Raw genomic sequence first — 13,859 nt, 5'->3', positions numbered from 1 at the left:
TGTTTAAAACATCCAAAATCATGGCAAATACGGCAAAAGGAACCGTTTTCTATAAAGAAAAAGCATATTCCAAAATCAACGAATATTTATTGGACAATAAGCATTCCAAGATTTTTATTTTAGTAGATTCTAACACTCACGAGCATTGTTTACCTGCTTTTTTACCAAAGATTAACACAAACACTGCCATTGAAATTATTGAAATTGAAGCTGGAGAGCCTCATAAAAATTTAGATACCTGTATGGGCGTTTGGGAAGCGCTATCAGATCTTGAAGGTGATCGAAAAAGCTTACTAATCAATCTTGGGGGTGGTGTAGTAACCGATTTAGGTGGTTTTGTAGCGTCTACTTTTAAACGTGGTATAAAGTATATAAATGTACCTACTACTCTACTTTCAATGGTAGATGCTTCTGTAGGCGGAAAAACAGGGGTAGATTTAGGTAATCTTAAAAATCAGATTGGAGTAATTGCTAATTCAGAAATGGTATTAGTAGATTCCGATTATCTAGCTACATTACCTACAGAAGAAATGCGTAGTGGTTTAGCCGAAATTCTGAAACATGGTTTAATTGCTAATGAGGATTACTGGAATAAAGTAGGTAAGTTAAGTGATTTAACTTTAAATGATTTAGATGATATTATTCGTGTTTCGATAGATATTAAGGCTAAAGTGGTGGCAGAAGATCCTTTTGAAAACGGATTACGAAAAACATTAAATTATGGGCATACGCTTGGCCACGCTATAGAATCCTATTGTTTAACCCACCAAGAGAAGCAAACTTTATTACATGGTGAAGCTGTAGCTATTGGTATTATACTAGCTACCTATATCTCTAAAGAGTTAAAAAACTTCCCTAAGGATAAGCTAGAAGGAATAACCAAAAGAATTATTGAACTTTATGGAAAAGTTGATTTCTCTCAAAAAGACATTGAAAAAATTATAGATCTAATGAAATTTGATAAGAAAAATGAAGCCGGAATTATCAATTTTGTATTATTGAAAGATATTGGTGCTCCAGAAATTGATTGTCAAGTTCCTAATGAATTGATATTTAATGCATTTGAATTTTATAAAACCGCTTGATTAGTATAATTTTAAATAACAATTTAATTAAAAGTTTATCTGTAATGATTTTATAATTTTATTTATAATTGCAATCGTAGAAAATCAACCAAAAAATGAAAAGAGTAATTGTAGATTTCAAAAAATTAACACCTGAAATTTTAGGCCTTTTAGTAGAGAAATATCCTGATGGTTATGATGATGACCATATCATTTCTTTTAAAAATGCCAAAGGAGAAACTATTGAAGCTGTAGAAGTGAAAACCGACGAAACTATTTATTTAGTAAAAGTTAGTACTCGATTAGAGAATAAGATGGCTAATTTTGATGAGGATGATTACGATGATGAAGATTTTACAGAACCAATAATAGAAATCCCGGAGAAATCTGAAGATAGAACTGAAGACGACGATTAAATTTATCTAAACTATTGGATAAATAAAAGCTATAAAATTAAAAACCGCTCTTAGAATGAGCGGTTTTTTTGTGAAGTTTATACTTAAAAAAGTATTTTAAGTTCTCCTCATAAATAAATATGTAATATGCATCTTCTGGCTGATTCCCTTAGTATAAAAAATCTTGCTCCAAAATACGCAACATTCCCAGTATTGTTGCTTTAAAATTTTTGATGAAATTATATTCACCATTTTTAAGACCATCTTTTACCTAGTCTATTTTTTCTTGCCACAGATTATTCCAGCATTGCCAATGATTAACATCCATTTCTGCAATACGCTGAGATGCTTCTTTAAAAAATTTTAAAACCTCAGCTAACTTATTTTCTTCTATTTTTTTAAATATTTTTTCAACTCTAAACCTGGAAATCATGGGGAAGAAAAACATCCTCAGCTTGAGGATTCGCAATTTTTTAATCTATTTCTACAATAATCTTACCTCGCACTCCACCATGTTCCAAGTGCAAATGAGCTTCTTGAATTTGGTTGAATTTAAAAACAGCCCCAATATTAGGTATAAGTAGTTCAGCTTCCAATAAATCGGCTATTTTTTGCATATGCTTTCCATCTGAAAAAACCGACATAAAATAATTTGCTTTTAGATTTTTAGCTTCAGCAGCATGCTCATCTGCTTTGGTATGTCCGGAAGGTAAATTAATAATAGTACCTCCCTTTTTCAGAGTTTTTACCGATTTTTGGAAATTCTCATTCCCAATAGATTCTAGTACAAAGTCTAAATTTGAATAGCTATCTTCAAACTTCTGAGTATTATAATCTACATGCTGATCTGCTCCTAAAGAAAGTACAAAATCCCTATTTTTCACCGAAGAAGTACCAATAACATATGCACATAGATATTTCGCAATTTGTACTGCAAAATGGCCAACACCACCCGAAGCTCCATGAATTAATACTTTATCATCCTTTTTTAATTTACCATAATAAGTAAACGCTTGCCATGCGGTTAATGCAGCAAGAGTACTTGCAGCAGCCTGAGCAAAAGAAATTTGAGGTGGAATTTTAGCAATTTGGTCTACCGGAGCAGCAACATACTCGGCGTAAGCCTGTCCATGTCCTATAAAATTCAGCATTCCAAAAACAGGATCACCTACTTTAAAAGTATTTACATTTTTTCCTAATTTCGATATCACGCCTGCTACATCCCAACCTAAAATTAAAGGATCGTAATGTTTTAACCTACTAGCCATAGCTTCACCCTGACGAGTTTTAATATCTACCGGATTAATACTAAAAACTTTTACTTTAATCAAAACTTCATTCTCATTAATTTCAGGACGCTTTATTTGTTTTAGTTTTAATTGATCTACACTTCCAAAATTCTTTAATACGACTGCATTCATCATAATTCTATGTTTTCTATACTTTCCATTAGGATTAGAAAACAAATTTATAACTGAAATCGGACAAAATTCGGTATAATTTTTACCTAATCCTGTACATTTGTAGCATGGGGATAGAACAATTGCACAAGCCGGTGGATATTATTTATGAAAAAGTAGATGAATGTCCTATAGAAAATAGGCGTTTTAATTTTTTTCAGATTGTTTACGTGATTTCAGGAAATGGGAACTATACTTTAAATACGAAAACCAAAGCTTACGAAAAGGAAAACCTATTTTTACTTACGCCGGAAGATATGCACACGTTTCATGTTGAAAATACTACTGAATTTTTGCTTATTCGTTTCAATTATATTTATTTGAAAGATTATAAATGGAAATATATCGATCATTTAAAATGCGCTTTAAATAATGCAGGAATAGTTAATGAAAATATTCTTCATCTTTCTGAAGATAAAAAGCTGGTTAAGCATATCGTTTATTCTATTTTAGATGGCATCAAAAAACAGGATATTTTTAGTCATGAACTTACTTCACACCTTATCAATTCTTTACTAATCATCATTACTAGAAACCTATTACATTATGTAGGCCAAAGTGCCGAAAAAGATCAACGTCATATTCAGATTATACATTATATCCAAGAACATATTTATACCCCCGAAAATTTAAGTGCCAGAGCTATGGCAGGACATTTCAATATTTCCACAAATTATTTAAGTAGGTATTTTAAAGCAAATGCGGGAATTGGTTTGCAGGATTACATCTCGAAATACAAAATACATCTTATAGAGAACAGATTAAAATTCAGCAATATGCGTGTAAAAGAGATTCCGGAAGAATTTAGTTTTACCGATGGAAGCCATCTCAATAAATTTTTTAAAAACTGTAAAGGAATTAGTATTTCAGACTATCGGAAAAAAGAAAAAGCCTCAAATTACTGAATATTTATAGATTTTTCTTCTACAAAAAAGAGAGGCCTTTTGACCTCTCCTTATTTAAAATTAACACTCAAAACTATTACTGCATAACTATAGAACTACTTTAAAAGGATGGTCTTTGGCTTCTTATATAACTTAATCTTATAAGCACCGTTCATTTTATCGAATTTCAAACCGATTCCTTTATTCGATCTTAAGTAAGCTTCTGGACTATCGCTGGTTTTTTTATTTAAAACCAATTCAATTTCTCCGGAAGATTTATCGTAAATCAATTCTTTAAAAGTACCCGCATCCAGTGTTAACCATAATTCTTTTGGTTCAAAATAGATCTTGCTTTTAGCTGCCGTTGTCAGCACTACTTTTATTTCATCATCGTTCTCCTCGATATTTCCTCCAAAAGAAAGCCATCCTAGATCTTCGTTATTGGTAACATAAGTAGCCGAATTTACCGCATATCCAAAGAAGTTAGAACCATAGTCCCCCGATAAATAATCGATTCTCATCGTTGATGGATAGGAATGGAAAGCTGCAGAACCAAATCCATCCTGGGTGATATTAGAAATCGCTCCTAAAGTTCCGCCATAACCAACTTTCAATAAATAAAAATCTGGATGATCGCGATACGCTTTCAAAACCGGAATCGCATTTAAACCCGATCCATAATGATGAATTTGGCGCTCTACTCTGGATAATTTTCCTCCGTATAAGAAATCCCAATATCTACGCGCGTTACCATTATACGCCCAGTGTGGCATGGTTGGCATGTAAGCCAAAATTGCGTTTAAAGTAACATTGGCTTTTTGCTGATATCCAAAATAATCACTCCACATAAAAACTTCTTCCTGGCCGGTAGAATCCCACGGCATTTCACTACCAAACGGATAGTTTAAAGATTTCCAGTGATCGGCTCTTTTCTTCATCGAAGCTTCTAGTTTAGTCGCCATGTCGGTTAAACCTTCAGCTTTCAGATCTTTTAAAATGTTTAAGAAAACAGTTCCTTCCATTTGTCCAAATTCAGCATACCAAGGAGCTAATTCTGTCATGGTTACCGATGTATGGTAGGCCTGCCCCAAATACCATTTCCAGTCGTGATTATCAACTAAACCTTCGTGATATCTGGCTAAACGGTACATTACCCAATAGGCTGCTGCAACATGAGGATAATTATACGATCTTCCAGGATCGTCTGCTCCTTTTTTATTCCACGCAGCCCAGGTATTATAGTTTATCGAGTCGCTATAGGTACCTTTTGGTAAAGAATCTGGCTCATAAAAGAAAACACTTTTTTTAACACCGTATTTTCGATCTCCTTCATCATACTGAATCCCACCCCAAAGTGTTTCATCGATAAATAACTGAAGCTTTTCAATCTCTTCCTTTTCTGGCTGAATAAGCTGTTTCATCATTGCTCCTAACCAGCTTCCTGCCCCACCTTCATCACTTAATCCAGCTACCCAGGCGCGACTGTCCTGTGTGATCTGCTTTTTGTCTTCATAATCATAAGAGATCACCGAATTTGTTCTTCCAAAGAATTCATCGGGTTGATCAAACCACTGTTCCGTCATTAAAAAATGCCCAAAATCATCTACAACTTCAGTCTCAGGTTTAATTACCTTATAATTAATGGTTTGCTCCAGACCATCTTTATAGGTTACCGTTACACGACTTCTACCCCAAATTTTTCCTTCTACCTGATATTCGTTAAATCCAGCACCTTTTTTACCAATTTCAGTAATTTTAAGCGCGCCTTTAGGTTCTACTAAAATAGCTCCAACTTCTTCCGGATAATTCAGAAATAACTTTCCGTCTACATCCATTGGCAATACATACCCCGGTACGCCAACCGCCACCGGCCGTTTTTCTTCAATTAATTTATCCTGAATCTGCTTGATGCCCGGTGCTAATACAAATTTCAACGCAAAATTTTTGGTTTCCCCACCTCTAAGAATCAAAGATGTGGGTTTGTTCCACTGTTTTTTACCTTTCCACTCCTTTTCAGCATATGCTTTACTTAAAGCCATCCATTCATGTACTCCTTCAAAAACAATACTTCTTCTAGTAGGATCATCATTTAAAGGTCGGTAAGCCTCGAAAGGCATATTTTGCTCTGGTAACACCAGTAAAACCTGTCCTTCTCCGGTAAGATGCTTTACTTCTACATAACCGGCATCTTTACCAATGTAAGGATCAAAAAATACATTGTCAGCATGAGTTTCATCAAGATGTTTTCCTTCTAAAATATTATTGAAAGCCATTGGTGTTCCTAAGGCTCCAATCTCTACAGATTTTTTTGTAGGATTTGTAATTTCAAATCTCAACACTAAAGCCCCGTCTTTTTTCTCATAATATCTTTTAATACTAAGCGGATTGTTTTTACCTAAAGTATTACTCAAATCTGCAGCAGCTAAGACATCGCCGGAAACCGTTAAGGCTTCTACCTTTTTTCGGTTTTTAGCTGTTGAAAATGATTCCCATTGGCCGTTGTCTCCTTTTATTCTGAAATTCAAATCACCTATGTAATAAATGCCATCTTTATCACGAATTTCGATACGTTCACCCGTAGTAAAATCAAAATCAGGATCTGAATTTGGGTATAATCCGGCTACGGTTTGTGAAGCATTTACCAGTTTTAAAGTAAACTCATCGGTTTTTACTTCTGTAAAACCATCCTCTATCCTCAGAGTAGATTCCCGATCTTTAAGGTTATCCCAATACGTTGATTTCTCTTGCGCATTTACCGTTACCGTTATTAAAAACAATAGTAGGAATATTTGTAATTTCGTTCTCATGTTCATTGTTTGCTCAATTATCAGGAATTGCGACGAAAATGTCCAATCCCAACCTATAGTTGTTTATGCTTATTTAAATTGCCGAATTATTGATGTATTTTAAACTTATAGATCCCGGCACTTTCCTTAGGAACCGCAATACTATTTTCTGAAATTTCTATGCCCGATTCAGTAATGCTGATGCGCTCCTTATTGTCTTCATCATTAAAAACCATATCATGTTCCCCTGAAATGATAAATGCTTTTCCAGAAGTTGCTATACTTCCTGAAAGACCATCTAATTTTAAAACCTGTTGTCCATGCGTCGCATTGACTATTGAAATCGTCAAATATTCACCATCTTTAGTTAAAGTTACTGAAACATCTAATGGTTCTGGCGATCCAGTAAATTCAACCGGCTGCGCACCAAACTCTTTACGGTATAATTTTAAAACTAGTCCTGTTCCCTCTAACCATGCATCGGTTTTAGTCGTTTTTATCGCTCCGATTACATTAACGGTTTGTGCATAATTGGCCATATAATAAATATCCGACTGACGAGAGAATTCATTCAATCCGGCAGCGATACCCAATGCATCTCTTAAAAAATAACGCGTACCTAATAAACCATACACATGTGGTCCGTACCAGTAATTCCACTCATCCATAGCGATTTTTATATTCTTATCTGCTATCCCGGGAATTTCCTTGCGTGCTCTACGATGCTCTTCAGCCACAGCCGAGATCACTTCCGGCATCTGGTTTACATGGGTTAGTAAACCACCGGCATGCCAGTTTTGCTTATAAAAATGCTCACTTATAAAAGTCATATACGCTGCACTGTTTTCATACATCATATCATTCCATTTCCCGGGATAACCCACGGCGATCAGGTCGATATCGGGATCTGCTTCCCACATGGCTTTAGCCACTTTGTTATGCTTTTTTACATAATCTTCGATAGGCATGTGCCCTAGTTGCCAGTCACCAAACATCTCATTTCCTACTGCCCAAAGTTTTACATGGTAAGGTTCTGGATGGCCATTCTTAGCTCTCCATTGGCCCATTTTTGTAGAAACAGTTCCGTTAAAATATTCAACCTCATTCGCAGCAAGTTCAGCAGTACCAAGACCAGTGTTAACCGCAATATTGGCCTTGGTGTCTAAAATTTTACAAAGTGCCATAAATTCGTGTACCCCAACATCATTGTATTCTAAACCATTCCAGGCTCTTTCAAATTTGGTTGGGCGTTTATCAGGATCGCCAATCCCATCTTTCCAGTCGTAACCCGAAACAAAATTTCCACCTGGCCATCTGTAAATTGGCGCGTCTAATTGCTTCATTAATTCAATCACTTCAGGGCGAAAGCCTTTAATATTATCTGAGGGCATTAAAGAAACCGCTGCTAATGTTAGCCTTCCTTTCCCTTTAAAAGTAATTTCTAAAACGACATTATCGCTAGTTTCTTCTGAAGAAATCTCAAATGGTAGCTTCTGAAAATTATGGTCTGAAACCTCAAAATGCTCTTCTTTTCCATTTAAAGAAATAGAAACTTTTTTAATACCACTTCCTTTAAAAACCAATCGGCCTTGATAATTTTTACCAGAAACAATGGCTAATTTTTTTTGTTTTAAACTTAAATTATTTTTTACCTGATACACTGGTAATTTTCCCTGAGCATAAGAATAGGAACTATCAATTTTAACCAAATTGGTATCAACAGCCGTTTCCCATGGTGATTTTGCCATACCAGGAACATAATAAAATTTACGATCGTTCAGCATCTCTGCCCACATTCCGCCATAAATAGATTTTCCCATATGTTCGATAAACTGACCATAGATATAAGGCGAAATGGGTTCTAATTTTTTGGCCAGGTTTACCGTAATTTCTGGTTTTAACTCTTTAACCGAGATTTCTTCTAACTGAAAATGATCAAAATAAACTTTTCCTTTTGCCTGTCCTCTCTTTCCCAGTAAAAGCTCCAGCATAAAACTATCGTCCATTGCTGTAGAAAATTCCATTTCAACTTTTGTCCAGTCGGTATCCCCCTTAAAAATCGTGTCTCCAGTAAATTCAAATTTCCCTAAACCTAATCCGGCGCCACTTTGCTCGCTGCCTCCTACTACCCCTTCTGTTTTTACATAACCGGTTACTTTATAAGTTGCAAAAGGTTTTACATCTATCTTTTTAAACCAGCGTTCCGCAGTCAAGGTATCTGAAGAAAGTATCAGCACTTGAGAGTTGAATTGCTCTGAAGGTGCATCAGTATAATGTACCGGTACACTCCATGGCTCGTATTGCCAACCGCTTTCTTTTATAGCTGTTTCCTTTTCCGGAGATAATAAGACTTTATTATCTTCTTTGCCGCAAGACCAAATTATACCGGTAAGGAGCAAAAAACGTAATACGTTTAATATTCTCATTTTTTAATTTTGAGGGGGAATTATTTAAAATCGGTTGAGAACTTCCAGTTCGCTTTATAATTCTTTGGAATCTCTTTATCTTCCAACAGTAATCGAAGTACGGCTACCGGCATTATGTTTTCTTTCATGACACGATCATGAAATTGCTTTTCTGTCCATCCTTGTTCTAAAAGTTCATTTCTAAGGGCATAAAACTGAAGTCCACCAATCATATACGCTAATTGATATAATGGCGGAGTGTACGATGTTGCAAAAGATCGGCGAACTTCAGCTTCGGCATTTGCATACTCATGCCCTACTTCGTCTACTAACATGTTGATACATTGTTGAGGTGTCCATTCTCCCAACTGATATTTTAAGGAAAAAATGATTCGTGCGCAACGGTGAATTCTCCAAAAAAGCATTCCCATTTTTTCTTCTGGTGTTCTGGGAAAATCTTTGTTCCACAAATTAATCTCCCAATATAAAGCCCAACCTTCCATCCAAAAAGGAGTATCAAAAACGCTCCGATATGGCTTATTACGTTGATTCATATAAAACTGAAGATTGTGCCCTGGGTGTAATTCGTGTTGTACCGTAGGAAATGAGAAATTGGGATTATTACCACGCATACTCATTAATTTATCCTCATGCTCCATGCCTTCAGTGGGATACGAAATACTAATCTCCCAACCTCCGGTAAAAAATGGATTCACTTTTTGGCGTTCCGGAGTCATCATGATCATTCCCCAGGTCTCTTTGGCTAGTTCCGGAATAGTGATAAGATCACGTTCTTCGATAAAATCTACCGAATGATCATATAAATTATTAATAGCTTCTGGCTGTTTACCAGGAGCCACATAAGTATTCTTTACATGCTCTAAAGCCGCTTTCCAGTCGTTACCATAGCCCATTTCATTGGCAGCTTTAATCATTTCAGCTTTACACCAGTCAAATTGCTTTTCAGCCGTTTTTATCAGTTCTTCCGGTGTATAAGGAATAAACTCATATTCCAGATTTTTAATCAGGGTTTTTCTACCTACCGGTTGACCTATAATTCCACTACCATCGTCCTTTTGACTTTCTTCTGAATAGTTTTCCCTAAGAAATTCAGCATATTCCTTTAATTTTTGATCTAAAGATACATACGGAGTTTTCATCCACCAGGTAAAATCTGGATCATAATCATAATAAAAGCTATAAGCTTCGTTTAAACCTCTTTGTAAAGAAGAGATTATGGCTGCAGCCTTTTCAGCTTTAAGCCAATCTTCAAGTTGATTACTTTCAAGTGCTTTTATTTTTTCTGAAATCCTTTTTTCAGCATCATTAAAAGCCATTGCCAATGCTTTTGCATCGGGTTGCGTTCCTCTTCTCCGTTGCTGAATAAAAGTATATAGATCATCTGCAAAATCAACAACGGAAGCTACTTCCTTAAATGCATCGTAATCCTGATTTAAGAGATACTCCTCTTTTTTGATAAGATTTTTTAAAAGTACATAATCAGCTTTTCCATCTTTTGACAGTTCATTAAAATCTATATCATTTAATTTGGTCTCCCAATTTGCATAAAACCGGTTGTAACGTTCGTAATATTCTTTGGATTCGCGCATAGTATAAGTACGCCTTAACGCAAATTTATCGGCTTTAAATGTGTTAATCACATCAATCATTTCATTAGCATACATGCTTGCAGAAAGACTAATAAATACGAAAAGGCAGCTTAATAATTTCTTCATCTGATGGTTTAGGTTTTGTATTTTAAAATTTTGTTTTAGAGACACTTAATCTGAATCTAAATCCACATCGAGATATACAGAATGTCTTCCGTACGTATCATAAAATGGTTTGTAAATCAAGCCGTCAATTTCAAAAGTCAGTTCTTCCGGATTTCCTTTTATGGAAGCTCCAATATTTTCAGCATCGAAATTTACTTTCCGCCAATCTGTTCTTGGCTCATCTTCCTGAGCCGCTAATAGAACAGGACCATAAAATAAACTTGCGATATTCTGCTGATCCATGATGGGATCTAAATAAAAGCCGAACGGCATTTGTAATTCTACCGTGTCACCATCTTTCCATTTTCTACTAAGGCTTAAATAGGTTCCGGGAGTAGCTTTCACTTTTTGATTCTTACCATTGATCTTTACGGTAAATCCATTTGTAGCCCAACCCGGCACACGTAGTTTAAGGTCGAATTTACCTTTACCATTAATCGTGAGTTTGGTGTGATCTTCATTTGGAAAATTAGTTTCCTGAGTAAGTTTTATATTCTTTTCATGCCAATGCAAAGTAGACGGCACATAAAGATTCACATATAGTGCTTTATTATCAGCTCCTTTGAAGTAGATCGAATTCTGCAGTTTTGTACTACTTTCCAAAGCTGTTCCATTACAACAGGTAAAACCGGTCATATTAGGGTTTCCAAAACTTTTTTTGGAACCCGGCCGCAACGGAACATGATAGGTATTTGCCGGGGAATCTTCAGCTACGGAAGCTAAAATATGATTATACAATCCACGCTCGTAATAATCCATAAGTTCCGGACGCTGCTCGTAAAGAAATAAATTACGGGTAAGTTTTAGCATATTATAGGTCGCACAGGTTTCATTTTGGCCACCGGCAGATAAGCCATTTTCGTATAAAGTGCTCGGTTGCGCAATAAAACATTCGGCATTTGCAGGATTTCTGGCTCCTGCAACCCCACCAATACTGTACATATAATCATTGGTAGCCTTTACCCAAAAGTTGTCGGCCACATTAAAATATTCAGATTTATCGGAATCACGATACATTTCTAGAGCACCTACAATCTGCGGAATATGCTGATTGGCATGTAAACCTCTAAACGTATCTACATTTTTGGCTAAGCCATGCGAATGATTAGCATCACCAAAAAAAACTTTGATGTTATCAAAAAGTCGGGCGGTTTCTAAATAAGTATCTTTTCCGGTGATTCGATATAAACGAGCCATTGCTTCATTCATTCCGCCAAATTCACCCGCGATATAGCGATTCCACATACTTATAAGGGTATCGGTCGGTAATTCACTTAGTCGCGCATAAACCCAATCCCCCATACCTTCAGCCACAGCTAAGGCTTTTTCATTTCCACTTACTTCGTAGATATCCATTAACCCGGCAAGGATCTTATGTAGCGTATAATAGGGTGCCCAAATTTTGGTTTCTTCAGTACCATACACCGCTCCATTTTCAAGCATAATAAATTGATCTGGTGGATAAGCACTTATAAAGCCTTCTCCCCAATTCCAATAATCGGTACGAATACCTTCTTCACTAAGATCGGAGCTGTAAATTTCTTTTCCAGGCCCCATAGGAACCGCTGTTGGATTGGCATTAAAATCGCCTCCTTCTTCAGTTGGTTTTCCAGACATTTGCGATAATTGGTATAAGGTATTTACCATATACTCCATTTTATCGGCAAAATTTTGCTGTAAAGCTTTATCGTAACCTGTACTGGCATATGCCTGAGCGATCGCTGTTAAATAATGACCCGTCGCATGGCCACGTAGTTTCGTTTCCTGGGTATCCCAAACACCAAGAGGTTTTGCTCCCGCCGGTTGCTCCTGTCCAAATGCATTTCTAAACATATACAAAAACGAATCTGGATTGGTTTCTGCCAGCGTATTTATAAATTTATCACGATTTTCAATGAATTTCGTGTTTTGTCCATTTGAATTTGACTCTAAACTTACCTGATCTAAATCAAAAGCTTCTAATGCTCTGGCCGGCTTCTCAGCGATTGTTTTAGCTACAACATTCACCGTCGCTTTAGGTGTTAAATCGGTTCCGGCCACACTTCCTTTTACGACATAGGTTCCTGTTTTTAAAACTTCGCTGTTATCATCGGGAGCCGGCCAGGTTATTTTTACTTGTGGGCCTTTTAGCCCATTTTTATAGGTAGCTTTAAGCATTCTTGGCAATCTTGGTAAAACGCCCACTTGAGTTTCCACTTCGATATCTTCTACGGAAGATAAAAATTCATTGTAAAGTTGTGGATTTGTTCTTGAGAATTCAGGCAGGTTATCCTGAGGGTCTTTACGCTCATTTACTACACCATCGCGCTTTTTTAAGGCATTTTCAAAAATTCCTTTTACCTGATTATTCGTCAATCCAATTCTATACATCCTAAAATCATGGATGCTGGCATCCAAAGAAGCTTTATTTTGTGAAATAGCCTTTCCAATATATAACTGATTCTCTTCTCCAGATTCGATATTAAAAATATCGGATAATTCAAGTTCAATTTCTCCTTCCTGACTAACCTGAACGCCGTTCACAAATGTTTTTATAGTTTTTGAAGGCACATCGATCACCAATACCAAATGTGACCAACGATCTTTTGCCAGTGCTACTTTTGAAGATGATAACGTGTAATTTTTATTTCTGTTTTCAGAAACTTTAGTTGTGAAATTTTCATTTTTTCCTGTTCCGAAGGGAGCAACATAAGCATGCGCAGTTTGATTTTTTCCGAAGTCAAAAAAAAATTGATCTGAAGTTGTAGCATTTAACTTTACCCAGCCTGCCATACTAATGGATTCTAAATTGTTAAGTGCTGAAGAAGGCAAAATGATATAAGCTTGCCCCGAAAGCACAAGTACATTTTTAAATAGCTCGTCTTTTACAAATTTGGCATCACCTTTAATTTCTGCATGCAGGTTATTACGTGACCAGTCTTTGGCATCTTTATCAAAAATATAGCGCGCAATTAATCCTGTCTCTCCAATTCCGTCAAGAATCTGATCGCCCTGAGCGCGGACTTGCACTAGTCCTGCAATCATAACACAAATAAAACAGGTGATAATTTTGTACAATTTCATATTATAAATCTTTCGGTATAAAAAATT

General features: G+C 36.0%; 8 protein-coding genes. 3 read left to right on the top strand and 5 right to left on the bottom strand.

The window, feature by feature from the left end; translation table 11 throughout:
• The first annotated feature begins 20 nt into the window (after positions 1–20).
• Both aroB and ACN0WI_RS13970 read left to right on the top strand, forming a co-directional pair.
• On the top strand, positions 21–1,085 hold the full coding sequence (aroB, locus tag ACN0WI_RS13975) for a 3-dehydroquinate synthase (protein WP_417887614.1): 1,065 nt from the start codon (positions 21–23) through the stop codon (positions 1,083–1,085).
• A gap of 95 nt (positions 1,086–1,180) precedes the next feature.
• A complete protein-coding gene (locus ACN0WI_RS13970) occupies positions 1,181–1,480 on the top strand; it encodes a hypothetical protein (RefSeq protein ID WP_417887612.1) in 300 nt (99 codons plus the stop codon).
• 452 nt (positions 1,481–1,932) lie between these two features.
• On the opposite strand, the gene ACN0WI_RS13965 is transcribed toward ACN0WI_RS13970, so the two are convergent.
• Positions 1,933–2,880 carry an NADP-dependent oxidoreductase gene (locus tag ACN0WI_RS13965; protein ID WP_417887691.1) on the bottom strand — a complete coding sequence of 316 codons (948 nt, stop codon included), beginning with the start codon at positions 2,878–2,880 and terminating at the stop codon, positions 1,933–1,935.
• A 107-nt stretch (positions 2,881–2,987) separates the two neighbouring features.
• Between ACN0WI_RS13965 and ACN0WI_RS13960 the strand changes: the two genes are divergently transcribed.
• On the top strand, positions 2,988–3,824 hold the full coding sequence (locus ACN0WI_RS13960; RefSeq protein ID WP_417887610.1) for an AraC family transcriptional regulator: 837 nt from the start codon (positions 2,988–2,990) through the stop codon (positions 3,822–3,824).
• 95 nt (positions 3,825–3,919) lie between these two features.
• Here the strand turns inward: ACN0WI_RS13960 and ACN0WI_RS13955 are convergent, their stop codons facing one another.
• From ACN0WI_RS13955 to ACN0WI_RS13940, 4 genes are all read right to left on the bottom strand, one after another.
• Positions 3,920–6,610: a DUF5695 domain-containing protein gene (locus tag ACN0WI_RS13955; protein ID WP_417887608.1), complete on the bottom strand. Its 2,691-nt coding sequence runs from the start codon at positions 6,608–6,610 to the stop codon at positions 3,920–3,922.
• Positions 6,611–6,696: 86 nt separating this feature from the next.
• Positions 6,697–9,015 carry an alpha-L-arabinofuranosidase C-terminal domain-containing protein gene (locus ACN0WI_RS13950; protein ID WP_417887606.1) on the bottom strand — a complete coding sequence of 773 codons (2,319 nt, stop codon included), beginning with the start codon at positions 9,013–9,015 and terminating at the stop codon, positions 6,697–6,699.
• A gap of 20 nt (positions 9,016–9,035) precedes the next feature.
• Positions 9,036–10,730 carry a DUF885 family protein gene (locus tag ACN0WI_RS13945; RefSeq protein ID WP_417887604.1) on the bottom strand — a complete coding sequence of 565 codons (1,695 nt, stop codon included), beginning with the start codon at positions 10,728–10,730 and terminating at the stop codon, positions 9,036–9,038.
• Between the two features lie 45 nt (positions 10,731–10,775).
• On the bottom strand, positions 10,776–13,832 hold the full coding sequence (locus tag ACN0WI_RS13940; protein WP_417887603.1) for a beta-L-arabinofuranosidase domain-containing protein: 3,057 nt from the start codon (positions 13,830–13,832) through the stop codon (positions 10,776–10,778).
• Between the last annotated feature and the right edge of the window lie 27 nt (positions 13,833–13,859).

Source organism: Zunongwangia sp., assembly GCF_048269745.1.
GTDB lineage: Bacteria > Bacteroidota > Bacteroidia > Flavobacteriales > Flavobacteriaceae > Zunongwangia.
Note: the sequence above shows the minus strand (reverse complement) of the source record. Positions and strands in the feature narration are given on the sequence as shown.